This window comes from Lentzea fradiae, assembly GCF_900100955.1.
GTDB classification, from domain to species: Bacteria; Actinomycetota; Actinomycetes; order Mycobacteriales; family Pseudonocardiaceae; genus Lentzea; species Lentzea fradiae.
Window position 1 is genome coordinate 53402 of sequence record NZ_FNCC01000001.1, and the last position, 25306, is coordinate 78707.

The following is a 25306-nucleotide window of genomic DNA, read 5'->3' on the forward strand; positions in this document are numbered from 1 at the left end:
TCGCGGCGGCGATCAGGTCCCAGAAGGCGTCGTGTCCATGGTCTGCTCCCCCTGCGCGTCAGAGCTCGTACAGCGCGGCCAGGCGGGGCAGGCGTGCTGCCATCTCGGCGCTGTCGTCGAAGACGGCGTCCCACTCCGGGTCCAGGGCGGGGTAGCGGATGGTGAACGCGTCCTCGGGCAGCCGCATGCCGGTCGCCTTGAGGTGGGCGTCCCACACGATCGACAGGGCGCCCTCGCGCTCCAGTTCGGCCTCGGTCTCGGCGGCGGCCACGACGACCGGCAGGCCCGCCAGGGTGTCCGGGTCGGCCACGGCCGCCTCGAAGGTCTCGCGGCCCTGCGTCAGCAGCCAGCCGCGGAAGTAGTCGAACCCGTCGTCCGAGCAGCCGCCGTTGATCAGGTACGCCGCCGCCCACAGCGGGTTGCGGTACGACTCGGCCATGAGGTCCCACAGGACCTGCTGGGCGGCGACGATCTCGGCCGGGGGCCGAATGGCGAGCAGGTCGGTGGCGGCGGCCACCACGGCCCGGCTGTCGGCCGGGTCGACGCGCGATCTGGCGTCGGCGATGAGGTTCCAGAAGTCGTTCTTGTCCACGGGCGAAGCGTGGCAGACGGGTCTGACAATTTTCGGCCACCCGGCGGTGCGCGGGGCTAGGTTGGGGTCATGATCAGGACTCTCTTCCGCTCTCTCGAACCCGTGCACGGGATGATCTACTTCGCTCCCGAGGCGGACACCAGGTACGCGAGCGCCGGGCTCGACCGCCCGTCCGGGTACTTCGCGTCGCGGGCGGCGGCGATGGGGCCGGTCGGGTCCGAGGTCGTGGTCGCGACGTTCTACAACTTCAACCCCGCGCTCGTGCGGGCGTGCATCCCGCAGGCGTGGGAGAAGGTCACCCCGGAACAGGTCCTCCGGTTGCGCTGGGAGGCGGCGGACGAGGCGCTGCGCAAGGTGCTGCCCGGCGACCTCGACGAGATCACCGGGCTCGCGAAGCGCGCCGCCGAGCGGGCCAAGGACATGCCGCACGGGCGGCCGTTGTTCGCCGCGCACGCGAGCCTGCCGTGGCCGGACGACACGCTGCTGCAGCTGTTCCACGCGCAGACGTTGCTGCGCGAGTTCCGCGGCGACGGCCACCTCGCTGCGTTGCTCCGGCACAACATCAGCGGGATCGAGGCGCTGGTGCTGCACGTCGCCACGGGCACCTACCCGGCGAGCGTGCTGCGCAAGACGCGCGCGTGGTCGGAGGAGCAGTGGGCGGCCACGGTCGAGGACCTGCGCTCACGCGGCCTGGTCGGCGAGGACGACCTGCTGACGGACCGGGGCCGCGAGCTGCGGGAGGGCATCGAGGACGACACCGACCGGATGGCCGCGCCCGCCTACGACGTGCTGTCCGACGAGGAGAAGGAGCGGTTCGTCGCGCTGGCCTCGCCGCTGGGCAAGGCCGTCGTCGAGGGCGGGCTGCTGCCGGGACGGCGCTGAGTCACTCGTCGCGTTCGGTCGACGCGAGCGCCTTCTCGGTGGCCTCGTCCTTGCCCACCCGGTGCTTGCCGGGATTTGTCAGCGAGAAGTGCGCCTCCTCGCGCATCCGCTCGACCATGTGCGGGTAGTGCAGCTCGAACGCGGGCCGTTCCGAGCGGATGCGCGGCAGCTCCGTGAAGTTGTGCCTCGGCGGGGGTGAGGTCGTCGCCCACTCCAGGGAGTTGCCGAAGCCCCACGGGTCGTCCTGCGGGGCAGGGTCGCCGAAGCGGTAGGAGCGGAAGACGTTCCACGCGAACGGCAGCACGGACGCGCCCAGCAGGAACGAGCTGATGGTGGAGAACGTGTTGAGGAACGTGAACCCGTCGGTGGGCAGGTAGTCGGCGTACCGGCGGGGCATGCCCTCGTTGCCCAGCCAGTGCTGCACGAGGAACGTGCCGTGGAACCCGAAGAACGTCGTCCAGAAGTGCAGCTTGCCGAGCGGCTCGCTGAGCATCCGCCCGGTGATCTTCGGGAACCAGAAGTAGATGCCCGCGTACGTGGCGAACACGATGGTGCCGAACAGCACGTAGTGGAAGTGCGCCACCACGAAGTACGTGTCGGACACGTGGAAGTCGATGGCGGGGGACGCGAGCAGGACACCCGTCAGGCCGCCGAGGAGGAAGGTCACGAGGAAGCCGATGGAGAACAGCATCGGCGACTCGAACGTGAGCTGGCCGCGCCACATCGTGCCGGCCCAGTTGAAGAACTTGATGCCCGTCGGCACGGCGATCAGGAACGTCATGAGCGCGAAGAACGGCAGCAGCACGGCGCCGGTCGCGTACATGTGGTGCGCCCACACCGCCACGGACAGCATCGCGATCGCCAGCGTGGCGAACACCAGGCCCTTGTAGCCGAACAACGGCTTGCGGCTGAACACCGGCAGGATCTCGGTCACGATGCCGAAGAACGGCAGCGCAACGATGTAGACCTCGGGATGGCCGAAGAACCAGAACAGGTGCTGCCACAGGATCACGCCGCCGTTGGCGGGGTCGAACACGTGCGCGCCGAAGTGCCGGTCCGCCGCCAGTCCCATCAGCGCCGCGGTGAGGATCGGGAACGCGAGGAGGATCAGCACGGACGTCACCAGGATGTTCCAGGTGAAGATCGGCATCCGGAACATCGTCATGCCGGGTGCGCGCAGGCACGCCACGGTGGTGATCATGTTGACCGCGCCGAGGATCGTGCCGAGACCGGACACCGCGAGGCCCATGATCCACAGGTCCGCGCCGACGCCCGGCGAGTGCAGGGCCGACGACAGCGGCGTGTAGGCGAACCAGCCGAAGTCCGCCGCGCCGCCGGGCGTCACGAAGCCCGCCGTGGCGACGATGCCACCGAACAGGTACAGCCAGTACGAGAAGGCGTTCAGGCGCGGGAACGCCACGTCGGGTGAGCCGATCTGCAACGGCAGGACGAAGTTCGCGAAGCCGAACAGGATCGGCGTCGCGTACAGCAGCAGCATGATCGTGCCGTGCATGGTGAACAGCTGGTTGTACTGCTCGTTCGACAGGAACTGCAGGCCCGGCCGCGCCAGCTCGGCGCGCATCAGCAGCGCCATCAGGCCGCCGATCATGAAGAACGCGAACGACGTGGTCAGGTACATGACGCCGATCTGCTTGGGATCGGTCGTGCGGAAGAGCGAGAGGAAGTACGAGCCCTTCGGGCGTGTGCGAGCGGCCCCGGCGTGGGGCACCACCGGCGTGGGCTTGATCGTGGTCATCGCGCCTCCTCCGTGCCAGGGGGAAATCGTCCTCCCGGTCAGACCGCGGGGCAATCCATGACGAGCACCGCCGAGGTCACCGGGACGACCGGAGCACCCACCGAGATGCCGCTGACCTGCACGAAGTAGGCACCGGGCGGCACGTCGGCGAATCTCGCCGTCATCTTTTCGGAGATCGCCGGACTCCGCGACTCGACCTGCTTGCCGTTCTCGTCGAGCAGCGCGACCTTGAGCGCACGGGGCGCGGTGTCCCGCAGTTCGACGGTGACCTCCAGCTGCTCGCCGGTCAGCACCAGGTCGGGCACGCTGACCTGCGGTTCGGTCACCGTCACGGCGCGCGGCACGATCGGCTTCGCGGTCAGGAACGACTCCACGGCGTCGAGCACCGCCGCGTTGTCCTGCAGGGACGTGTGCTGCTCGACCACCCGGTGCAGCGTGTTCGACGACAGCGCGAGCCCACGCCGTGCCGCCCCCACCATCGGCACGGTCGCGTCGCCGTACAGCTCCTCACCCTCGTACGTCCGGTAGCAGGTCACCTTACCGTCGGCGATGCTCGCCGTCGTGGCCGTGGGCTGCTTGCCGCCGAGGATCGCGTACGTGCGGTCGGCGAACGAGTCGGTCAACGCGCCGTGGAACGCCATCGCGTCCTCGACCATCTTCGTGTCGAGCTCGGGCAGCGTGACCTCGGTGGTCTTGCGCAGGCCGCTCGGCGACTCGATGCAGGCGTACTCGGGCAGCAGCTGGTGCAGCGACGGCATCGACCTGGCGAACTCCGTGAGATCGACCGCGAGCGGCCCGAGGCCCTTGCGCACGCCGTTGACCAGCTGTTCCAGTGCCGCCGCCGCGCCGCGGAACGGCGTGCCCATCGTGATCAGCTTGTCGGTGCGCTCGGCCAGCCCGCACTGCTCGACGCACCACCGCGCGACGAGCCCGCCCATCGAGTGGCAGACGAAGCTGACCGTGGCGTCCGGGCCGATCCGGTCCAGTGCCTCGTCCACCTTCCTGGCGAGCAGCGCGCCGTTGTAGCGGTTCGACAGCCGCCAGTCGTAGGCGAACAGCAGCAGGTTGCCCTTCTCGACGGTGTGGCCGAGGGTGTTCATCCTGCGGGTCAGGCGGTCGTAGCCCTTCAACGGCGTCCAGATGCCGGGGATGACGTGCAGGTCGGCCATGAGCGCCACGGGCTCGATGCCGTCACCGGGGTGCTCGTCGCCGATGCCCGCCGGGAGCTTCAGCCGGTGCAGGCTGCGGCCGAGCGTCAGCACCGCGCGCACCGCGGCTCTGCCGGACACCTCCCAGACCATGCCGTCCTCGTCACGCAAAGTGCTGCCGAGGATGCCGGGCAGGACAACGACGAGATCGCTCATCAGGACTCCTCGGCGAGCTTGCGGATGACGGTGAGCAGGTGGAGGTTCTCGGGCACGAGGTAGGTCAGCTCGTGGATCCACGCCAGACGCTGGTCGTGCGGTGGCAACGCCAAGTGCGTGTCACCGGCCCGTGCGAGCGCGACCGCCTTGTACAACGCCGCCAGCGCATGCGGCTCCAACGCCGTCACGGCCTGCGTCAGCGCCTGTGGTGAGGCCGAACTCGCCAGGCCGCGCAGGACTTCGGTGACGCGCGCGGGGTCTTCCAGCGCCTCCAGCACGAGGTCGACCACACCGGTGTCCTCGCTCGCGAGCAGCAGCAACGCGTGCACGGGCCGGTTGTCCCGCACGTTCTTGAGGACTTCCTTGTCCAGCAGCTCCTCACGGCGCGTGGCGAGCAGTGTGCGGCGACGTGCGGGCGTGGCGTCGACGAACTCGTCCGCGAGGCTGGCGAGCAGCCACGGCCGGTAGGCGAGCACGACGCCCTGCCTGCGTGCCGTCGTCCGGCGCGACTGCATGACCTGCGCCTCGATCAGGCTCGTGCCGTACAACGCCTCCGTGACCGCGACGTCGGCGTCGGCCGACAACAGCTCGGGGTGGTCGAGCAGGACGGCGCGCTCCTCGGCGTAGGAGCGCGCGAACACCCACGCGCGTGCGGTCCTCAGCAGCGACCGGTCGACCGTCAGCCAGTCCGGCAGCGAGTCCCACGGCCACGGGCCGGAGTCGTAGTGGCGCCGGGCGATGTCGTGGACGTCGTGGATCGTCTGCCGCGACTGGCCGACGTGGGTCAGCGCCTGGCACAGCCACCCGGCGGCAGCCGGGTCGCCCGCTCTGGTGGCGGCAGCGCGCAGCATCAGCAGCGTGGCGAGGTGCGGGCCGGTGAACCGCGCGGTGACCCGGTCCCAGGTCTCGTCCACGATCTCGGGCTGACCGATCGCCGCGCAGAGGGTGTCGAGCGTGAACAACGCGGCGGCGAGCGTCGAGAGCCGGTCGGCGTTCTCCGGCAGCAGGCACACCTCCACGGTGCGCAGGCCGGTCGCGAGCGCCTCGCGCGGCTTGCCGGCGTCCCGCTGGCGGCGCATCAGGTTGTGCAGCGCCTGGGCGTGCACGCGCAGGCCGGCGGCGAGGTCGGCGGCCTGCCGGGCGGTGGCCAGCGCGTCGCCGGTGCGGCCGACCAGGCTGTGGGCGACGCTCAGGCTGAGCGCCGCGTCGGCGAGCTGCGGGCGGAACGCGGCGTGCCGGCCGAGCGCGCCGCTGATCTCGGCGGCCTGCCGCGTGACGCGGTCGGCGTCGGACAGCCTGCCGAGCGCCAGGTGGTCGCGGCTGAGCTCGACCAGGGCCGTGACGAGGTCCGCGAGGTGCACGGGGTTGGTCTGCGCCAAGGCGTAGTACAGCTCCACGGCCTGCTTCGACCGTTGCATGGCTTCGTAACGGCGGCCGGTCTCGCCACAACGGGTGGCAAGACACGTCATCGCGCGTGCGAGGGGTGCGTCGGAGTCCACGACTTTCACGGCGTCACGAGCCGTGGACAGCGATTCGCTCCGACGCCCCAGCATCGCGTAGGTGTCGCTCAGGTCGACCAACGCGCCACTGAGGTGCGCCACGTACGTCGGGTTCTCGCTGCCGTGCGGGGTCGTCTTCGCGATCCGTTGCGCGAGTCGTTTGTGCGTCAGGCTTTCCGCTGTCGTCGGTGTCGACGCGACCAGTTCGCGGTACCGGACCACGGCTTCCTCCGCGGGCGCCACGGCCTGTTGCAGCCGTCCGGCCTCACGGAACCGCGTGCCGAGCTTGTTCAGCACGAAAGCCAGGTCCGCCAGGTACATCCGCAGCTCCGGCACGAGCGTGCGGAAGTGCTCGGCGGCCTCTTCGAGCGGCGCGATGGCCTCGTCGGCGCGCCCCCAGTGCATCAGCTCGTTCGCCGCCGTCGTCGCCGCGAGAGCGATGTCCGGCAGCAAAAGCCGGTACGTCACCGCGAGCGCCCGCAACCCGTCCAACGCCCGCGTGCCCGCGTGGCCGCAGTGCCGCCACGCGTACTTCCACAGGTAGCCGGGCACGTCCGGCGGCACGCCCGCCCGCAACCGCTGCCGGTACAGCTCGATCAGCGCGCACGCCACCTTCTCGGCGCCCGGCGCGAACACCTCGTCGCGGCTCGGTGAGAACGGGGGCCGCAGGTGGTCCGCGAACGTCTGGTGCGTGAGCTTGAAGACCGCCGTGCCCTCCTCGCCGTCCTGGACGATGTGCCTGCCCAGTTCGGTGAGCACGGCCGTGACGTCCTCGCGGCTGAACTTCTCGCCGGACAACGCCTCCGCGACGGCGCGCCACTCCTCCTCGGGGAAACCGGCGCCGTAGCTCCACGTCAGCGCCGTGAGCAACGCACGCGCCGACGGCACCTTCGCCAGCTCACGTTCGAACGCCGCGTCCAGCGACAGCTTGAGGTCGGCTCCGCCGTCCGCCAGCACCTGGTCGGTGATCATCCACGCGGTCAGGAACGGCAGCTTCGCCAGTTCATCCACAGTGGACTGGGGGACTCGGGAGCCCAGCCGTGCCACCACGTACTCGCGGACGTCCGCCTCGTCGTCGGCGTCGTCGAGGTCCAGCACCTCGACCGGCGACAGCTCGGTGAGCAGCGGCGCCCCGCCCGCGACCCGGTGCGCCTGACGGGTCGAGACGACCACGACCGCGTGGTTCGCGAGCTTCGTCAGCAGCGAGGTCGCGATGGAGAACGACTCACCGCGCGCCTCGTCGAGGCCGTCCACGACCAGCACGGGTGGTGCGGTCAGCGCGCTCACCACGCCCACGAGCTCGGCCGCACCGCGCCGAGGTCCCTCCGGCGCGGGCACCAGCCCCGCCGCGACGAGCTGGCGGCTGAGCAGGTCGGCGACCCGGTCGGCGTCCATCGCGCGGGCGTGCACGGCCGCGTCGACCGAGCCGGGGCCGGGATCGGCGTGCCGGAACGACGGCCCGGTGGTCAGCAGCAGGTCCCGTTCCGCCGGGTTGGACAGGCTCACGACCCTGCCGAGCACCGCGGACTTGCCGGTGCCGGGCGACCCGGTCACCACCCGCAGCCCCGGCACACCGGACCGCACCCAGCCCACCACGCGGTCGACCTGGTCGGTGCGGCCGGTGAACCACGACCTGTTGTCCGCCGAGTCACCCCCGCGAGCGGCCAGCAGGAGGTGCTTCACGACCGTGTTCGCGGCGAACATCGGGTTGGGCAGCATCGGCTGCGCCGACCCGTACTGCATGAAGCGCGGCCGTTGGACATCGCTGTCCCACGCGTTCAGCAGCGCCGTGCCCACCGCGCCGCCGTCGACCAACGCCGTGCGGTCGCTCCACCGCCATGCGTCCTCATCGGCTGTGGGGCCGACACGCAGCAGCTTGCGCAGCTTGCCGCCGAACAGCCCGTCGCGGGCCGTCTCGAAGCTCGAACACGACACCAGCACGCCGGTCCAGTGCACCTGGCCCGCCAGCAGCTGCTCCTGGATCGTGGCGACCGTCCCCACGGCCTCGTCGAGCTGCGCGCCGGAGTAGCAGGCGTCGACGACGATGAGCACCTGGTGCGCGCCCGACGCGGCGCACCACAGCGCGAAGTCGGTCAGCGCGATGCCGTCGTGCTCACCGGTGTTGTCCCTGGCCAGCAGCCGGAGGTTCTTCGCGGTCAGGACGGCGTGGCCGCTCCACAGCGCCACCAGCGCGCCGCCCTCCTGCGGCTGCCGGCACAGCTCCCTCATGTGGGTGCGGACCTCGGCCTCGGTCGGGTCGGCGAGGGGCTGCCCGTCGTAGCCCCGCAGCAGGGCGTGCAGCTCCCGCACGTCGCTCACGGCGTGCTGCAACGGCTGCATCAGCTCGTACGAGCCGACGCCGATGCCGACGAACCTGCCCCTGACCCTTTCCCGCATGTGCCACCAACCCCCTGCCTGCACGTCGCAGGGCGTCCGGGGGTGTTACCGCAGGTAACTCACATGGGTGAACCAGACCGCGGAGTCCGCCGGACTACGCGCAGCGGAGCACCGGGTTCGCCCAGTCGGCGTGGTCGTGCGGGTTGCCGTCTCCCGCGTCGGTCACCCGGAACGTCACGACCGTCGCTCCGGACGTGTCGACGGTGATCGGCACGGCCGCGCTCTGCCCTGTCAGCACTGGGCTTTGGTAGACCTGACGGCCGTCGGCGAGCACCTCGAACCGGACGCTGCCCGAACCGTTCGTCTCGTCGTCGACGCCGATCGTGGCGGTCAGCCGGGTGCAGTTCCCGCCCGCGTAGACCTGGAGCTCCGAGTCGGCGTGCACGCCGAGGCCGCGGTCGAACTTCGCGCCGCGGATGCTCATCGGGTTGCCGTCGCCCTTCTGCTCCTCGCCGTTGCTGGTGTCGCGTTCGACCGGGCCCCACCCGTTGCGCTCGCCGAGGAACTCCAGCGAGGACACCGCCGCCTCACCCCGAGGCGCACGCGGGGTCGCGGTGAAGTCCTTCGCGAGGGTCGAGACGCCCTTGCCGGACGTGATCTCGGCGAACACCGCGCGAGTCCCGGTCGTGCCGCCTTCCCGCGCGATCGTCACCTTCGCGGAGCCACCCGAGAGGTCGGCGGTGGAGGGGGACACCGACCAGCCGTCCGGCGCGGTCAGCCGGGCCGTGGTGGCACCGGGGCAGGACCGGGTGACGACGAGCTCGGCCTCGACCTGCTCACCGGGCTCCAGCGCCGTGTCGGCGGCCCTCAGCTCGGCCGCGGGCGCGCAGTCCACGTGGCGGCCCAGCTTGCCCGTCGCGGCCTCCGCGGGCGTCAGCGGACGCAGCAGCACCGAGTAGGCGTACTCGGCACCCGCCTCCACCTGGTACTGCGGCAACGGCTCGTGGAACGTCTCGCTGACGCCCGTCACGCGGTGCGCCGCGTGCAGGGTCGTCCAGCCGTCGTTCTTCTTGAGCGCGAACGGGTACGCGGCCCGGTCGAGGTCGTCGTAACGGGACACGCGCACGTCCAGGTCGCCCGCGACGAGCAGGCCCGCGCGGCCGTCCGACAGCGTCGCCCACCGCGTGTCCGCGTGGTTGCCGAAGTCCTGCGGCTTGTAGTAGTCCTGGAACTGCTCGTCCACAGTGGACTGGTAGACGCCGACCGGATCGCCTGCCTTGCGGTCGTCGTAGTTCTCTCCGGGCCCGCGGCCGTACCAGGTGAACTTCCGGTACGTGTCGGGGACCTTCAGCGTGAAGCCGATGCCGGGCAGATAGCTCAGGTCGCGCATCCGGTCCTTCGCCTCGACCCGGTGCCCCACGTGGATCTCGCCGTCCCCGGTGACCCGGTAGGTGAAGGTCTGGCCGAACGACGCGTCCCGCACGGCCTGGGCGGTCGACCGGGCGGTGATGACCGTGTCGGCGCCCGACTTCGCGACCGTCACGTTCGACGGGGTCGTCTTGAGGCGGTCGAGGCCGTTGCGGTACCAGGAGCTGTCCTCGGCCATGTACTCGTTCGACAGCGGCGCCCGCCACGCGTCCAGCTCGGGACCGGCCTCGAGCAGCTCGGTGCCGCGCACCCGCATCGACGTCAGCGTGCCGGACGACTTGCTGACGACGTACCGGAAGTCCTTGCCGGAGACGACGACCTCGCGGTCGTTCTCGGTGGTGGTCAGCTTGCCGGGGGAGCCGGGCGTGTGCAGGCCGGTGACCTGCGTGCCGCCCAGCGGGAACTGGGCGATGCCGACGACGGCGCCCGTGCGGTCGGTCGCGCGGACGGTCAGCCAGCGCTCGGTCGCCGCACCGAAGCCCGGCAGCGTGATCGTGCCCGGCTGGAGCCTGCCGCGGTGCTGGGCGACCGTGCGGCCGTTGTCCTGCACCTCCCAGCGCAGCTCCAGGTCGTCGGTGCCGGTGAACTGGCGCTCGCTGACGACCGTGAGCTTGTTGTCCTGGAACGAGAAGCGGATGGGGGAGTGGACCGCCATCAGCTCGGTGGTCTCGGGCTGCGGCCTGCGGTCGGCCCAGACGACGCCGTCGACACCGCCGGTGCCCGCGCCGTAGGACTGGTGCCTGCCCTTGTCCTCCAGCTCTTCGAAGTCGAGGGCCAGCACGGCGGTCTTCTTCGGGTCCCGCGCCAGCTCGGCCTCGGTGAGCGCGCGGTGGTAGATCCGGACCTGGTCGACCGCGCCGTTCGCCATCCGCGTGCCGACGTTCTCCTGCATCGTCTCGGGGTTGCGCCCGATGTTGACCGGCCAGTGCGACCAGTCGATCGTGCCGGTGAACTCGGTGGTGGCGGCCTCCTTCCCGTCGATCAGAAGACGGAGCCTCGTGCCGTCGAACGTGCCGGTGACGCGGTGCCAGGTGTCCCGGAAGTCCGCCGGAACCGTCGCGCGGACGGTGCGCCAGGTGCCGCTGTGGATGAAGAACTCCAGCGTGCTGGCGTTGGACATCTTCAGCGCGTACTGGTGGTCGCCCTTGGCGATGATGGTGAAGTCACCGGTCCACGCGCCGGGCCTGACCCACGCGTCGAGCGTGAGGCCGGTGCTCACCTCGTCGAACCTGCGGTCGCGGTAGACCTCCACGAAGTCGTCGAGGCCGCTCAGCCGCAACGCCTTGCCGTGCGGTCCGTCCACCTGGGACGGTTTGCCGGACAGGTACGCGAGGATGCCGTTCGCGTCGTCGGGGGTCGTGTACAGCGGCAGGGCGATGTTCTGCTCGGCCCAGTCCCAGATGAACCCGCCCTGCACCTGCGGGTAGGCCCGCACGACGTCCCAGAACTCCTGGAAGTTGCCGAGGCTGTTGCCCATCGCGTGGGCGTACTCACCCATGATGATCGGCTTGGTGGTGGTTTTCGCCTTGGCTTCGAGGCTCGCGGGGGAGGGGTAGCGCGGCCCGGCCACGTCCGCGAACGGCGCGTCACCGTCCGGCGCGTTCGGCTGGTGGTAGAGCGGGCGGGTGTCGTTCGCCCGCGCGTACTCGGCCATCGTGTGGTGGGCCTTGCCGAGCCCGGCCTCGTTGCCGGTGTCCCACATGACCACGCTCGGGTGGTTCTTGTCGCGCTGCATCATCCCCACGAACCGGTCCTGGAACGCGTCCTGCCACTCCGGGCGCTCGGCCAGGCAGTTGTCCGGGCACGCGTCGTGGTGGTGGGTCTCGACGTCGACCTCGTCGGCGATCATCAGGCCGTTGCGGTCGGCGAGCTCGTAGAAGTACGGGTCGCTCGGGTAGTGCGACGTGCGGACGGCGTTGATGTTGAACCGCTTCATCAGCTCGACGTCTTTTTCCTGCTCGGCGCGGGTGACGTGGCGGCTGCCGCGCACGGACGTCTCGGCCCGGTTCGTGCCGCGGAACACCACGCGCTTGCCGTTGATCTTGAGCTGCCGGTCGGCGATCTCGATCTCGCGGAACCCGACGGGCTGGCGGCCCGTCTGGACCACCCGGCCGTTCTTGAGCAGCTCGATCCGCAGCTCGTAGACGTTCGGGGTCTCGTCGGTCCACTTGAGCGGGTTCGTGACCGTGCCGTCGCGCACCGGCACCTCACGGCCCTTCGGGTCGAAGAGCCTGGTCCGGACGGTGTGGCCGTCCTGAGGCCCGCCGATCTTCACGTCCGCGGTGAGGGTGGCGTCGCGGTACTCGGCGTCCAGGTCGGTCTTGATCGTGACGTCCTGGAGGTACGTCCTCGGCGTCGAGTAGAGCCAGACCTCGCGGAAGATGCCGGAGAACCGCCACTGGTCGAAGTCCTCCAGGTGTGAGGCCGCCGACCAGCGGTGGACCTGCACCCTGAGCGTGTTGCGGCCGGGCTTGAGCCTGCTCGTGACGTCGAACTCGGCCGGCGTGTAGCCGCCCTGGTCGTAGCCGACGTACGCGCCGTTGACCCAGACGAGATAACCGCTGGTCACGCCCTCGAAGCGGAGCAGCGTGCGCTCCCAGCCCGCGGGCACGTCGAACGTCTTCTCGTAGACGCCGGTGGGGTTGACGTCGCGGGGGATCGCCGGAGGGTTGTCCGGGTACATCTCGGTCGGGATGTTGCGGAACATCGGGTGGTCGAGGAAGTCGGTCTGCCACGTGTGGGGGACCCGGACCGTGCGCCACCCGTCCGAGGTGTCGCGGACGTCCTCCGGCTTGTCGAACATCCGGATGCGCCAGTCGCCGTTCAGGCTCAGCCGCCGCTCGGGTTTCAGGTCCGGGTGGGGAGGCTCCTGGTTCTCGCCCGTCATGCGCGGGTTCTCCAGGTACGCCAGCGCGTCCAGCGGCTCGGCGGAGGCGGTCGAGGGGGAGAGTGAGAGCGCTACCACCGTGGCCACGACGACACGAAGCATGCTTTCGGAAGCTAGGGGTGTCCTGACAACGTCGTCAACGGATGTCCGATCTTTCTGTCCTGCCCCGTCTCGCGTGGTCGTCCCAACAGCCGGAAGTGGCACTCCATCCGGCGGCACGCGTTAGTGTCGGAAGCATGCAGACCTGGTCATCGATTCCTGTGCCGCGGGTCCCGGGGGACCCCCGGCCGCTGCGGCTGTTCGACACTGCGACGGGTGAGGTGCGCCCGACGGCCCCAGGAGACACCGCCAGGTTGTACGTCTGCGGCATCACGCCGTACGACGCGACTCACCTCGGCCACGCCGCCACCTACCTGACCTTCGACCTCGTGCACCGCGTGTGGCTCGACAACGGCCACAACGTCCACTACGTCCAGAACGTCACCGACGTGGACGACCCGCTGCTGGAGCGCGCCGAGCGGGACAAGGACGACTGGGTGGTGCTCGCCATGCGCGAGACCGCCCTGTTCCGCGAGGACATGGAGGCCCTGCGGGTCCTGCCGCCCCAGGACTACGTGGGCATCGTCGAGGCCATCCCGGAGATCGTCGAGGTCGTCGCGAAGCTCGTCGCCGACGGCCACGCCTACCGCGTCGACGACGACGAGTACCCGGACGTGTACTTCCACCACAACGCCACGGGCCGGTTCGGCTACGAGTCGAACTACTCCGAGGAGAAGATGCGCGAGCTGTTCGCCGAGCGCGGCGGCGACCCGGACCGCCCCGGCAAGCGCCACCCGCTCGACGCGCTGCTGTGGCGCATGAAGCGCCCCGGCGAGCCCTCCTGGCCCTCCGAGCTGGGCGAAGGCCGTCCCGGCTGGCACATCGAGTGCAGCGCCATCGCCCACAACCGCCTCGGCATGGGCATCGACGTGCAGGGCGGCGGCTCCGACCTGATCTACCCGCACCACGAGTACTCGGCCGCGCACGCCGAGGCCCAGACCGGCGAGCACCCCTTCGCCCGCCACTACGTGCACGCGGGCATGATCGGCCTCGACGGCGAGAAGATGTCGAAGTCGCGCGGCAACCTCGTCTTCGTCTCGAAGCTGCGCGCCGAGAAGGTCGACCCGAACGCCATCCGCCTCGCCCTGCTGGCGGGCCACTACCGCGCCGACCGGCCGTGGACGCAGTCCCTGCTGGACGAGGCGCTGGTCCGGCTCGACCGGTGGCGCCGCGCGGCAGACCTCGACACCGGTCCGTCCGCAGTGGACGCCGTCACACGGCTGCGCGACCACCTCGGCAACGACCTCGACACGCCGCGCGCTCTGGCCGCCATCGACGCGTGGGTGGACGAGGCGCTGACGCACGGCGGGCCGGACCGGCACGGGCCCGCGCAGATCCGCACCGCGGTGGACGCGCTCCTGGGCGTGGACCTCTGAGCAACCGCGTGTGAGGCGCCACGCCGGCGCCTCACACGCCGGGGCGGTGTTCCCAGCGGATGCCGTACCCGTGACCTGCCTGCAGGTCGGAGAACAGGACGTGGACCTCGCCCACGTCGTTCACCTCCACGTGGTCGCGTCCCGTCTCGATCTCGTCGGCGTCCCGGTGGAACACGTGGTCGACCCGCCACACAGCGGCCGGGAAGGTCTTTCCGAACCTCGTCACGAGGCGGAACCGTTCGCACCGCCGCTCCGGCCAGAACACGTACCGGGGACTCATCGGCCGGCCGGGCGGCAGGCTGACCCTGAGCACGAACTCGTGCGACTCGCCGGCCCGCAGCCTCTTCGGGAGTCCGAGGTGCAGCAGGACGCGGCGCGTGGACGGCCATTCCATCGACAGCAGCTGGGCACCGTGCACCACGGACACGTCGAGCTTCGGCGGGGAGTCGTCCTCGTTGCGCGCCAAGGTCAATGACCACGTGATCCGGTCGAGACCGTCGCGGTGCGCCACGATGGTGCGGCTCTCGGTGCACTGAGGTGTCTCGGTGGTGAGGCTGAGAATCGCCTCGAACTCCCGCACGTGCCACGTGTGTTCGCGTGAGACCGGGGCCATGCCGGGTCCCGTCTCGGGCGTAAACGCGGTCTCGACCAGTCTCCTCATGGCCTCGTCGATCCGTCGACGGCAGGTGCCGGGGCTGCGCTCCTGTTCGGACGCCAGCCAGTCGATCCGTTGCTGCAGGAACCGGAACTGCGCGTCCGGGTTGAGCCCGAGCGGTGTCGTGACAGCGAGCCTGAGGTGGTGGGGCAGGTGCCGGGTCGTGGCGTGCACCCAGTCGCCGACCTTCCGCCTGACCGTCTCGGGACCGTCCATCGCCGTGAGGTCGCAGAGCTGGAGCAGCGTGGGGCCGACGTGCCGGTCCACGTGCGGCGCGTGCAGGCCGCGACCGCGGCTCAGGCGCCGAAGCTCGTGGAACAGCGCACCGGGGCCGGTGGTGGCGACCGGGGGCCCGGTCGGCTGCCTGCCGGGCAGCCGGGGAGTCGCCTGCGCCGACCCGGCCGCGCGGTCGAACGCCCTCACCCAAGGTTCACGCATCCCCATGGACACCTGGCAGGCGTTCAGGATCGTGTGCAGGCTGTCCGAGCGCATCGGCCTGGGAACGGTCAGCCAGCGGTGCGCCGAGGTGGGCTTGATCGGGTGACCCGCCGCGCGGGCCGCGTCGCACAACGCCTTCGGAGTGAAGAGCCCTGCCTGGTGCGTCAGCAGGACGAGCTCGCGGTGCAGGTCATCCCACGTCTCCACCAGATCGGGGTGAGGAGAGCGGGTTGACCCCCTGCTGCGTGCCGTCTCCCGTCGCCAGACGTGCTCCGCTTCCACCACGGCGTCGGTGCGGCCGCACTCCCGCACGAACTTCGTGATCAGCTCGAGCGTGGGGATGCTCCGTCCGCTCAGCGCCTCGGACAGGGCGGCCTGGGAGTAACCGGTGCGGGACGCGAGCTGGACCAGGGAGAGCTCGGTGGCGGTCGTGTAGATCCCGCGCAGGTAGGTCGCCACGACCGCGGCGGGGCTGTCGGTGCCGGCGATCGGCTTGAGCCGCTTCTTGCCCATGATCGCTTAACCCATCTCGCCCTTCCGCGGCCGGAGTGCTTCTGGCGGGAGGAGCGTGGTGGCGACCGCCACGACGGCGCCGAGGAGCACGAACGCGAGCAGGAGCCGCAACTCCGCCTCGCGTCCCTTGCCCTCTGCCGTCGTGGAACAGGCGGTCGTGGTTCGAAGACGGGACAGCGCGGAGTGGAACGGCGCATGTGCCGCGAGAATGATCGGATTCACCGGCTCAGCTCTCTGGTTGCGGTCCGAAAAGATGCGGAACGTGCGTCGGGAGCTGCCGTCTCCCGTGGATCACGCGTTCTGCTTGCGGTTTGATAGCGGTCGCGAGGAGTTCGGGTCAAGGCATTCGGGCTCGGCGCTGAAGAACGCGTGGAGTTCAGCTCGGAGCCCATGAGCGTGATGCTGTCTTCTGCTGTGTGCCCATGGTGTTTGCGCAGCGGTGGCAAGCCGGGTAACTGTGCAGGTCAGGAACGCTAACGAGGTGGCCTTGATCTGTCGAGCGATTGGCCATCTTAGCTGCTTAAAACATGCGCCACGTCCGGGCACTATGGGGCTCGCCTTCTAGGAGCCGAGTCTCTCTGCGGTCCAGACGAGTTCGGTTCGGCAGACCCCTTGCTGCCGCTTGTGGGAGCTGTCAGCGCATTGACGGGGTGTCCGGAATCGGGCACCCCGCATCTGCGGTGTGCACGATTCCTCTCGTGCCGGAATTGTTTCGTGAGCACCGCTGGGAATTGTGCCGACTCTGTCGCGGTGCGGAAGCGGCTCGCTTCGCTCGCGTCTGATCGGCTGGACGTCCCAGCCGGTGGCGGCTCTCGGTTCGAAGACAGTCCCCAGGGCGTGCCGCACGCTGCTGGACACCCAGGCCGAGGCGCTCTGGTGGACCTGCTTGGTCTTCTCCTGGCGACCGCGTCGCTCGCTCCGCACGCGGTGCGGATCAGGTGGTGCACGACCGAGAACAGGTTGTGGTCGTCGTCCACAACGGACCCGGACGTGGAACCGCCTCCGGGGCGGAAGCACCGGAGGCGGTTCGTTCAGCCGGACGAGACCAGCGGGACGTCGATCAGAGGTCGAGCGTCCAGCTGTTCAGCCGGCCGGTGTCGAAGAGCGCGGCGTCGCGGACGCGCAGCGTCCAGGTGCCGTTGGCCGCCTCACCCGAGAGGTCGCGGGTGTAGGTCTCGTTGATGTTGTCGGTCGAGCCGCCGGTGCGGTTGTGCAGGTTGTAGACCGTGCCGTCGGGCGCGATCAGGTCGACCACGAGGTCACCCTTGTAGGTGTGCGTGATCGAGACGGCCACCGTCGAGCTGGCCGAGGCGTTGCCCGAGCAGCCGGAGATGGCGATCGTGCTGGTCGCGGTCCCGTAGTCCGGGATCGTGACCGGCGTGGAGTTGGTCTTGGCCGCACAGCCGCTGCCGACCGCGTTCACGACCCAGGAGAAGGTCGCGGACGCCGTCTTGCCGGCCGCGTCGGTCACGGTCGCCGTCACGGAGGAGGTGCCCGCCGTGGTCGGGGTGCCCGAGATGGCGCCGGTGGAGGACGCCGACAGACCGGCCGGGAGGCCGGTGACCGACCAGGTGTACGGCGCCGTGCCGCCGCTCGCCGACAGCTGCAGCGACACCGCGGTGCCGACCGTGGAGGTCTGCGTGCCGGGGTTCGTCACCGCCGGGTTGCCGGGCTGCTGCCCGCCGCCGAACAGGGTGTAGAGCAGCTTGTTCGGGGTGCTGGCGCCGGGGCTCGTGATCTTGTTGGGGGTGGAGGCCGCGTTCAGGCCCGCCCAGACGGCGTCGGGGGAGTCGGTCGGGTGCGTGGCGAGCCACAGGGCCGCCGCGCCCGCGACGTGCGGGGACGCCATCGAGGTGCCGGAGATGTTGTTCGTGGCGGTGTCACTGGTGTTCCACGCCGACACGATGTTCTGGCCCGGCGCGAAGATGTCCGTGCAGGAGCCGTAGTTGGAGAACGAGGCACGCGCGTCGGTGTTGGTCGACGCGTTGACCGTGATCGCCTCGGCGACGCGGGCCGGCGACGACGAGCACGCGTCGGTGTTCGAGTTGCCGGACGCGAGCGCGTAGGTCACGCCGGACGCGATGGAGTTGCGGACCGCGGTGTCGAGGGCGGCAGCGGCTCCACCGCCCAGGGACATGTTGGCCACGGCGGGCTTCACCGCGTTCGCGGTCACCCAGTTGACGCCGTCGACGACGCCCTGGATGGTGCCGGAGCCCGAGCAGTTCAGGACCTTGACGGCGACGATCTTGGCGGCCTTGGCGATGCCGTACTCGGCGCCCGCGACGGTGCCGGCGACGTGCGTGCCGTGGCCGTTGCAGTCGCTGTTGTTGCCGTCACCGGAGGTGTTGGTGCCCCAGGTGGCGCGGCCGCCGAACGTCTGGTGCGTGGTGCGGACACCGGTGTCGACGATGTACGCCGTCACGTTGGAGGCCGTGGTGTCGTACTGGTAGCTGTTGCTCAGCGGCAGGTCGCGCTGGTCAACGCGGTCCAAGCCCCACGACGGCGGGTTCTGCTGGACGTCGAGGAGGCTGACCTCGGCGTCCTGCTCGACGAACGCGACCTTCGGGTCCGCGGCGAGCCTGGCCGCCTGCTTGGCGGTCATCTTCACCGAGAAGCCGTTGAGCGCGTGCTGCCAGACCTTGCCGACCTGGCCTCCGTACTTGCCCGCGAGCTCCGGAGCGGCGGCCCTCGACGCCGCACCGGCCTTGAGCGAGACGATGTAGGAGTCCTTCACGACCTTGGCGCGGTCGGCGCCGAGAATCGTCCCCACGTTTTCTTGAGCGGACGCGGCGGGAACCACGGCGACGGCCAGACACACGGCCGCGGCGGCGGTGAGTCCCGTACCCAAGACTCTTCGCATTGCAGGGTTCTCCCTCGTGCAGGGAACAGGGTGATCTGCACGCTAAACCCGAATCGCGGGCCGGAGGATCCGCCGTCGGATGCGAACTGTTGACAGATTTGACATTTTGTGGAAGAGCCGTCCGTCGCTCTCAGTCACGGAAATAGACCGGGCGGACGCATTTCGATTCCCTATATCAACCCGGACGCGGGGAGGTCCACCCCTCGATCGGCCCTACCGACCGGTAGGCAGCACGACATAGCGTCGCCCAGACGGAGGAACGAACTGATCGGGCAGTTCGACCGCCTGGGGACGCCTGTCATCCGGTGTCGTGCGAGCTGTGTTGCAGCACAGCTGATCTCCTCATCGCGGTTGCCCGGTCCGGCGTTACACCGGCCCTGCACACAACCGAAGACCAAGGAGAACTGCCTATGAAGCGCATGGCTGTCGCGGCGGTCGCCGTGCTGACGGGTGCTCTCGCGACGACGGCTTCCCCTGTCGCCGTCGCCGCGCCGCAACCGTCCGCCGACCTGCTCGCCGCGATGCAGCGCGACCTCGGACTGGACGCCGGGCAGGCGGCGGAGAGGCTGCGTCTGGAGAGCGCGGCCACGGCCCTGCAGCGAGTGGCGGAGGGCTTCGCCGGCGAGAGCTACGGCGGCGCGTGGTTCGACGCGTCGCTCGGCAAGCTCGTCGTCGGCGTGACCGACGCCGCCAAGACCGAACGGCTCCGCCAGCTGGGCGCGGAGCCCCGCACGGTGGCCCACAAGGCGAGCGACCTCGACGCGGCCAAGGAGAGGCTGGACGCGTCGCAGGCCCCCGCCGAGGTCACCGGCTGGTTCGTCGACACGAGGGCGAACGCGGTGACGATCACCGTCAAGCGCGGTCAGGCCGACGCGGCCAAGCCGCTGGTCGAGAAGGCCGGAGGGGTCGCGAAGGTCGTCGAGACCGACGAGGCGCCGCAGTTGTTCAAGGACATCCGCGGCGGCGACGCCTACTACATCAACAGCGCCGGCCGGTGCTCCGTCGGCTTCGCGGTGGAGGGCGGGTTCGTGACCGCCGGACACTGCGGCACGTCCGGTGACAGCGTCACCGGCGCCGACCGCACCGCGCTGGGGTCGTTCCAGTCGTCGTCCTTCCCGGGCAACGACTACGGGTGGGTCAAGGCCAACTCGTCGTGGACGCCCACGCCGACGGTGAACCACTACGGCGGCAGCGACGTCGTGGTGTCCGGCAGCACGGAGGCCGCGGTCGGCGCGTCGATCTGCCGTTCCGGCTCGACCACGGGCTGGCACTGCGGCGAGGTCCAGGCGAAGAGCCAGACGGTGAACTACCAGGAGGGCTCGGTCAGCGGTCTGACGCGCACGGACGTGTGCGCGGAGCCCGGTGACTCGGGTGGCTCGTGGGTCAGCGGCACGCAGGCGCAGGGCGTCACCTCGGGTGGCTCCGGTGACTGCACCAGCGGCGGCACGACCTACTTCCAGCCGGTCAACGAGATCCTCTCGGCGTACGGCCTGACGCTCGTCACGGGCTGACACCCCTTCCCCGCGGGTCCGGCACGCGCCGGGCCCGCGGGGTCACCGGTCGCGGGCCAGCCAGTCGCGCGTGCCGTCGGCCGTGGCCGCGTGCACCGCGCGGGCGAGCCGCGCACCCCACCGCGACCGGGGACCGCCGAACTGCTCTCCGGGTCCGCCGGGACAGGCGACCACCACCGCGTCGCTCGCCGTGCCGGTACCGGCGACGCCGCACTCGGCCAGTGCCTGCGCCTTGGCCTCCGTCGCCGTCACGACCATGTTGACCAGCGCGGCGTCCTCCAGCGGGACCGGCACCCAGCAGAACGTGTTGATCGTGCCGACCAGGCTCGCCGCCTCGTCGGGAGCCGCGGCGAACACCGGGTGGGACAGGCCGACCGTCGTCGTGCAGCCCACTCCCTCGTCGGACGCCGTGCGCCAGCGCCGGACGTCGGCGGCCGTGAGCATCCCCGCGCCACGACCGGACAGGCCGAGCACGCCGACGAGCTCCGCCAGGTGCTCGACCGGGTCGCGGTGGTAGTCGTGGTGCACCTCGGCGTTGAACACCCACTCGCACGGGCCGATGCCGCCGCCCGCCACCGCGGTCGACACGGCGCGCGACCCCGCGGGCAGCCGCCACACCAGGACGGGCCGGTCCAGCCGGTGCACCTCAGGGGACATGAACGCCGACACGGTCACCTCTTTCGGGCCCTGGGACGTCCAGCCGGTCCGTGAGATCGGCGGGAACGTTGTCCCACAACAACTCCTCGGCGACGGGCACGACCTCGCACAGCGCCGCGTGCAGCGGCCGGAGGTGCTCGACGGCGACGAGACGGGTGAGCAGCGGCGTGACGTCCTGCGCCGTCCATCCGCCCGGTTCCGGCAGGGACAGCCGGACCTCGGCGTCGTCGTCCAGCCGGTAGTGCAGCAGGTCGAGGTCCGGGACGACGCCGTCCGCGGCGACCGCGATGGACCACAGCCGCGTGACGAGCGAGGTCTGCCACCGCAACGCGGCCCGCTCGGCGGTGAGACCGTGCCGCTGGCCTGTGAGGCGCACCGCCTCGGCGATCGCCTCGTGGTCGGCGTAGAGGGAACGGAGCGGGCGGCCCTCGCCGGAGTCGGTGACACCCGCGACGGCGGCCGGGTCGGCGCGCCGCACCGCGGGCTCCGGGCGGGTTCGCACCCACGAGATCACGGCCGAGACGTCCGGCAGGGCGGTGGTCGTCCCGTCGGCGAGGCCGAGGTAGCCGTCGCCGGTCTGGCGGATCTCGGCGTCCGCGGCGCCGTCCTGCGCCGCCGCCCAGCCGGCCCTGGTGAGCGCCCGCCGCAGCACCGCCGCGTCGGGACCGAGCACGCGGCACGTCCTGGTCGCCTCCGAGCGCAGCACGAACGTGCCCGCGTCGCGGTCGAACCGCAGTTCGTCGGTGTCGAAGGTGGCCGAGATCAGGCCGTCGAGCGCCAGCTGTTCCGGTGGGCCGGTGTGCAGGACGCCGTCGCGGTCGAGCAGCCACACCGCGTCCGCCACCCGCAGCGCCAGCTCCAGCTCGTGGGTGGAGACGACGACGGCGAGGTCGCGTTCGGACGCGAGCCTGCGCAGCAGCCCGGTGAGCGCGACGCGGGACGGCGCGTCGAGGAACGCGCTGGGCTCGTCGAGCAGCAGCAGCCCCGGCTCCTGGGCGAGCGCACGGGCCGTCAGCACCCGCTGCAGCTCGCCGTCGGAGAGCTCGCTGACGTCGCGCTCCGCCAGGTGGGTCGCGGCGACGGCGTCGATGGCCCACGCCACGACCTCGTGGTCGTGACCGCCGAGAGCGCCGGAGAAGCCGGTGTGCGGGTGCCGGCCGAAGCCGACGAGCTCGCGCACGGTCAGCTGTCCGGGGGAGACGCGGTCGGTCAGCACGACCGCCATGCGCCGGGCGCGTTCGGCGTGCGGCAGACCGGTGAGGTCCGTGCCGTCGAGGTGCACGGTGCCGCCCAGCGCGGGCTGCAGCCCGGCGAGGGTCCGCAGCAACGTCGACTTGCCGGTGCCGTTCGGGCCGAGCAGCACGGTCAGCTCGCCGCGCCGTGCCTCCGCGTCGAGGCCGGTCAGCACGGGCTTCCCGCGGTACCCGACCGCGAGCCCCCGCAGTCGCAGGCTCATCAGCCGACCCCCTGCAGCGAGCGGGCGCGGAGCAGGATCGCGATCACGACGGGCGCGCCGACCAGCGACGTGATCACGTTGACCGGCACGACGCCGCCGGGCGTCTGCGAGGCGACCGAGCACAGCAGGGCGGCCAGCGCACCGGCGAGCAGCGTGCCCGGCAGCAGGACGCGGTGGTCGGACGTGCCGAGCAGGCGGCGGGCGAGGTGCGGCACCGCGATGCCGAGGAACCCGATCGGCCCGCAGAACGCGGTGACCGCGCCCGCGAGCAGCGACGAGGAGAACAGCGTGACGAACCGGGCGCGCCGGACGTCGAGGCCCATCGTCTTGGCGTAGCTCTCGCCCAGCAGCAACGCGTTGAGCGGCTTCGCCGACAGCATGGCGACCGCGAGCCCCGCCGCCGTGACGCCGCCGAACACCGGCAGGTCGGCGAGGGTGGTGGAGGAGAAGCTGCCGAGCCCCCAGGAGATGTACTGCTGCGCCCGCTGCGGGTCGGTCCAGGTGAGCAGGAGGCTGACCAGCGCGGTGGTGGCCGAGCCGACCATCACGCCGATGACCAGCAGCGTCACCGGAGTGCGGACCACGCGGGCGAGCGCGAGCACCCCGGACAGCACGACCGCGCCGCCGACCGCCGCCGAGGCCACCACGCCGAGCCTGCCGCCCGCGGCGAGCCCGGCGGCGAACCCGCCGGTGCCGACCATCGCGAGCGACACGCCGAGGCTCGCCCCGGAGCTGACGCCGAGCGAGAACGGGTCGGCGAGCGGGTTGCGGAACAGCGTCTGCATCTGCAGCCCCGCGACCCCGAGCGCGGCGCCCGCCAGCGCCGCCGTCATCGCACGCGGCAGCCGGACCGTCTCCACCACGACGGACCAGCGCGGGTCGTCCGGTTCGAGCCCGAGCAGCACCAGCACGGTCTCCCGCAACGGCACGGCGACGGTGCCGACGGTGACGGCCACCGCGAACGCCACCGCCGTGGCGGCCGTCAGCGCGCCGAGTACGAGGGCACGGCGCGTCGTGGTCACCGTCCGACCTGACGGTAGAACGTCGTCTCGTAGCCGGGCATCAGGTCGGGGTGCAGGATCGCGACCAGGTCCGACAGCACCAGGTCGGGCCGGGTGACGCCGCGTTCCCAGTAGTCGTTGCCGCCGGTGGCGCTGACGAGCTTGTGGTAGGTCCACACCCGGCCGGTGCCGAACGCGGCGAGCTGCGCGTGCCGGGGGTCGGCCGCGCGGGCGTCCTCGAGGGTCTGCCACGGCGAGTCGGTCAGCCAGACGGTGGCCGTGCCCGCCTTGGTGTAGACCTCCTCGAACGACAGCTGGAGGGTGTTCTTGCTGGACGGGTCCGCCCACGGGTAGGTCGCGCCCGCGTCGCGCAGCAGCGTGCCGCCGTACGTGCCGCCGCCGGGCATGTTCCAGGTGCCCTGCAGCAACGACCCGGCCACCACCTCGGTCTTCGCCTGCACGCCCGCGGCCTTCTCGGCGACGGACCGGTAGTCCTGCTCGATGCGGTCGAAGATCTCGCCGGCCTTCTGCTCCTGGCCGGTCAGCGCCGCCATCACCTTCAGCCATTCGGCGCGGCCCAGCGGCGTCGTCTCCAGCCACTCCGCGTTCGCGACGACCGGGATGCCCGCGGCGCGCAGAGCCGCGTACTGCGGCTCCTCGTACCCGCTGGTCATCAGCAGGTCGGGCTTGCCCACGACGACCTTCTCGGTGTCGACGGTGAAGTTCGGCGCGTACTCGGTCACCTGACCGGCGTCGATGCGCGCCCGTGCCTGCTCGTTCATGACCAGCGAGGAGCTGGCGACACCGGTGAGCACGCCGATCTGGCCGAGGTCGTCGAGCAGCGGCAGGTGCGTGGTCGACGCCGAGTACAGGCTGCGGATCGGGGTCTCGACGACCGTGGCGTCCTCGATGTCCGGGCGGGGAGCACCGCAGCGCAGCAGGACGTAGGTCTCCGGCTTGGCGTTCGGGTAGGGCTGCTCGACCGTCAGCACCTGGTAGGACTTCTCGTAGCGCAACGAGAAGTTCTTCGCGTGCTCGACCGTGGACTTCACCGGGAAGTAGTCGCGCTCGGGGTCGAACTGCGTCAGGCAGTCCGCGGCGGCCGGCGGCGTGGCCGCGGGGGAGCCGCACCCGGCGACGAAGGTGAGCAGGAGCAGCACGGACAGTGCCAGGCGCATGATGAAGCCGCCCTCTCTCGGGGAGATCCGCCCCAGTAGGTGAGGAGGCGACGGCGTGAGTCTCCTGGCTTCCGGATCAAGGCTCCTCCCGGCCTTCCCACCCCTCGCGGGGCAGTGGCCGTGACGGGACTCGCTCCCCGGTCACAGTGGCGGGACCGCGCCGGACTCACACCGGCTTCCTCGTCCGCCGTCGCGGTAACCGCGAAATTGTGGCAACAGAACCACGTCCGGCGCCAGGCAGGACCAGGTGAGAACAGTCACCACGACCCGTCAGGCGTCGCGCTCGGCCAGCCACTTCTCGCGGTGGACGCGCCACCGGTCGATCATGGCGAGGATCTCGTGGTGCATGAACCGGAAGAACTCACGGGTCTCGTCGAGCCTCTTGCCCGCCTCGGAGTCCGGCCCGAGCGTCTCGATGCCCTCGGTGAGGACCTCGTCGATCACCACCAGCATCTGGTCGCGGCGGATCGTCGACTGGTACCAGGCGTTGTCGCGCATCCGGAACACGTCGCGGCGCGAACCCGGCTCGCGTTCGCGGCTCACGATCTGCAGGGTGGAGAGGTAGCGCATCGCCCCGGACACCGCGGCGGGGCTGATCTGCAGCCTCTCGGCGATCTCGGCCGCGGTGAGCTTCCCGGCGTCCGTGGTCAGCAGTGCGACGAGGATGCGCGCCGGCATGCGGGGGACGCCCGCGTCCGCCAGGATTCCGCCGAACCGCTCGACGAACTGGCTGACCGCTTCGGCATCACGCTCCGTAGCACTCGTCACGCCCGCATCATCCCTTTCGTCAGTCGATCGAGCAAAATTCATGTTCTTC

The 25306-nt window shown here is 70.8% G+C and carries 16 protein-coding genes and 1 riboswitch; of the genes, 3 read left to right on the forward strand and 13 right to left on the reverse strand.

The genetic code is table 11. From position 1 onward, the window contains the following. Window positions 1-58 precede the first annotated feature (58 nt). Window positions 59-592 (reverse strand): DUF4240 domain-containing protein, encoded by a 534-nt coding sequence (locus BLT23_RS00270; protein ID WP_090044338.1) that lies wholly within the window; start codon window positions 590-592, stop codon window positions 59-61. Between the two features lie 69 nt (window positions 593-661). Between BLT23_RS00270 and BLT23_RS00275 the strand changes: the two genes are divergently transcribed. Beyond that, window positions 662-1474 (forward strand): SCO6745 family protein, encoded by an 813-nt coding sequence (locus tag BLT23_RS00275; RefSeq protein ID WP_090044340.1) that lies wholly within the window; start codon window positions 662-664, stop codon window positions 1472-1474. Between the two features lies 1 nt (window position 1475). Here the strand turns inward: BLT23_RS00275 and ctaD are convergent, their stop codons facing one another. The 4 genes from ctaD to BLT23_RS00295 all read right to left on the reverse strand — a co-directional run bounded on the left by ctaD (window position 1476) and on the right by BLT23_RS00295 (window position 12847). Beyond that, window positions 1476-3230: an aa3-type cytochrome oxidase subunit I gene (gene ctaD, locus BLT23_RS00280; RefSeq protein WP_090044341.1), complete on the reverse strand. Its 1755-nt coding sequence runs from the start codon at window positions 3228-3230 to the stop codon at window positions 1476-1478. Window positions 3231-3268: 38 nt separating this feature from the next. Beyond that, entirely contained in the window at window positions 3269-4594 is a 1326-nt protein-coding gene (locus BLT23_RS00285) for an esterase/lipase family protein (RefSeq protein WP_090044343.1), read from the reverse strand. Beyond that, on the reverse strand, window positions 4594-8490 hold the full coding sequence (locus tag BLT23_RS00290; protein WP_090044345.1) for an AAA family ATPase: 3897 nt from the start codon (window positions 8488-8490) through the stop codon (window positions 4594-4596). The genes BLT23_RS00285 and BLT23_RS00290 overlap by 1 nt, the downstream gene beginning before the upstream one ends. A 94-nt stretch (window positions 8491-8584) precedes the next feature. Next, the gene (locus tag BLT23_RS00295) at window positions 8585-12847 is read right to left on the reverse strand and encodes a glycoside hydrolase family 2 TIM barrel-domain containing protein (RefSeq protein ID WP_090044346.1); all 4263 of its coding nucleotides are present in this window, start codon (window positions 12845-12847) and stop codon (window positions 8585-8587) included. A 134-nt stretch (window positions 12848-12981) separates the two neighbouring features. On the opposite strand from BLT23_RS00295, the gene mshC reads away from it, so the two are divergent. Beyond that, window positions 12982-14220: a cysteine--1-D-myo-inosityl 2-amino-2-deoxy-alpha-D-glucopyranoside ligase gene (mshC, locus tag BLT23_RS00300; protein ID WP_090044347.1), complete on the forward strand. Its 1239-nt coding sequence runs from the start codon at window positions 12982-12984 to the stop codon at window positions 14218-14220. A 31-nt stretch (window positions 14221-14251) separates the two neighbouring features. Here the strand turns inward: mshC and BLT23_RS00305 are convergent, their stop codons facing one another. From BLT23_RS00305 to BLT23_RS00310, 3 genes are all read right to left on the reverse strand, one after another. Continuing rightward, window positions 14252-15826 carry a helix-turn-helix domain-containing protein gene (locus BLT23_RS00305; RefSeq protein WP_090044348.1) on the reverse strand — a complete coding sequence of 525 codons (1575 nt, stop codon included), beginning with the start codon at window positions 15824-15826 and terminating at the stop codon, window positions 14252-14254. 6 nt (window positions 15827-15832) lie between these two features. Beyond that, window positions 15833-16048, reverse strand: coding sequence for a hypothetical protein (locus BLT23_RS39795; protein ID WP_143035768.1), 216 nt, complete (start codon window positions 16046-16048; stop codon window positions 15833-15835). A gap of 838 nt (window positions 16049-16886) precedes the next feature. Further along, window positions 16887-18686, reverse strand: a complete 1800-nt coding sequence (locus BLT23_RS00310; protein ID WP_090044350.1) for a S8 family peptidase — start codon at window positions 18684-18686, stop codon at window positions 16887-16889. Between the two features lie 410 nt (window positions 18687-19096). On the opposite strand from BLT23_RS00310, the gene BLT23_RS00315 reads away from it, so the two are divergent. Continuing rightward, the gene (locus tag BLT23_RS00315; RefSeq protein WP_090044351.1) at window positions 19097-20197 is read left to right on the forward strand and encodes a S1 family peptidase; all 1101 of its coding nucleotides are present in this window, start codon (window positions 19097-19099) and stop codon (window positions 20195-20197) included. Between the two features lie 42 nt (window positions 20198-20239). Here the strand turns inward: BLT23_RS00315 and BLT23_RS00320 are convergent, their stop codons facing one another. From BLT23_RS00320 to BLT23_RS00340, 5 genes are all read right to left on the reverse strand, one after another. Further along, window positions 20240-20866 carry an adenosylcobinamide amidohydrolase gene (locus tag BLT23_RS00320; protein WP_245743377.1) on the reverse strand — a complete coding sequence of 209 codons (627 nt, stop codon included), beginning with the start codon at window positions 20864-20866 and terminating at the stop codon, window positions 20240-20242. Further along, window positions 20844-22310: an ABC transporter ATP-binding protein gene (locus BLT23_RS00325; RefSeq protein WP_090044353.1), complete on the reverse strand. Its 1467-nt coding sequence runs from the start codon at window positions 22308-22310 to the stop codon at window positions 20844-20846. The genes BLT23_RS00320 and BLT23_RS00325 overlap by 23 nt, the downstream gene beginning before the upstream one ends. Further along, window positions 22310-23332, reverse strand: a complete 1023-nt coding sequence (locus tag BLT23_RS00330) for a FecCD family ABC transporter permease (RefSeq protein ID WP_090044354.1) — start codon at window positions 23330-23332, stop codon at window positions 22310-22312. Before BLT23_RS00330 ends, BLT23_RS00325 begins: the two co-directional genes overlap by 1 nt. Then, window positions 23329-24489, reverse strand: coding sequence for an ABC transporter substrate-binding protein (locus tag BLT23_RS00335; protein ID WP_090044356.1), 1161 nt, complete (start codon window positions 24487-24489; stop codon window positions 23329-23331). The genes BLT23_RS00330 and BLT23_RS00335 overlap by 4 nt, the downstream gene beginning before the upstream one ends. Before the next feature lie 35 nt (window positions 24490-24524). Further along, window positions 24525-24708, reverse strand: a riboswitch (cobalamin riboswitch). Window positions 24709-24759: 51 nt separating this feature from the next. Continuing rightward, window positions 24760-25257: a GbsR/MarR family transcriptional regulator gene (locus BLT23_RS00340; RefSeq protein ID WP_245743379.1), complete on the reverse strand. Its 498-nt coding sequence runs from the start codon at window positions 25255-25257 to the stop codon at window positions 24760-24762. Window positions 25258-25306: the final 49 nt, after the last annotated feature.

Excerpts from the sequence above, each read along its gene's own strand:
- ctaD (WP_090044341.1), bottom strand. The coding sequence starts at position 3,230 with ATGACCACGATCAAGCCCACGCCGGTGGTGCCCCACGCCGGGGCCGCT.
- BLT23_RS00290 (WP_090044345.1), bottom strand. The coding sequence starts at position 8,490 with ATGCGGGAAAGGGTCAGGGGCAGGTTCGTCGGCATCGGCGTCGGCTCG.
- BLT23_RS00325 (WP_090044353.1), bottom strand. The coding sequence starts at position 22,310 with ATGAGCCTGCGACTGCGGGGGCTCGCGGTCGGGTACCGCGGGAAGCCC.
- BLT23_RS00305 (WP_090044348.1), bottom strand. The coding sequence starts at position 15,826 with ATGGGCAAGAAGCGGCTCAAGCCGATCGCCGGCACCGACAGCCCCGCC.
- BLT23_RS00285 (WP_090044343.1), bottom strand. The coding sequence starts at position 4,594 with ATGAGCGATCTCGTCGTTGTCCTGCCCGGCATCCTCGGCAGCACTTTG.
- BLT23_RS00310 (WP_090044350.1), bottom strand. The coding sequence starts at position 18,686 with ATGCGAAGAGTCTTGGGTACGGGACTCACCGCCGCCGCGGCCGTGTGT.
- BLT23_RS00315 (WP_090044351.1), top strand. The coding sequence starts at position 19,097 with ATGAAGCGCATGGCTGTCGCGGCGGTCGCCGTGCTGACGGGTGCTCTC.
- mshC (WP_090044347.1), top strand. The coding sequence starts at position 12,982 with ATGCAGACCTGGTCATCGATTCCTGTGCCGCGGGTCCCGGGGGACCCC.
- BLT23_RS00275 (WP_090044340.1), top strand. The coding sequence starts at position 662 with ATGATCAGGACTCTCTTCCGCTCTCTCGAACCCGTGCACGGGATGATC.
- BLT23_RS00335 (WP_090044356.1), bottom strand. The coding sequence starts at position 24,489 with ATGCGCCTGGCACTGTCCGTGCTGCTCCTGCTCACCTTCGTCGCCGGG.
- BLT23_RS00295 (WP_090044346.1), bottom strand. The coding sequence starts at position 12,847 with ATGCTTCGTGTCGTCGTGGCCACGGTGGTAGCGCTCTCACTCTCCCCC.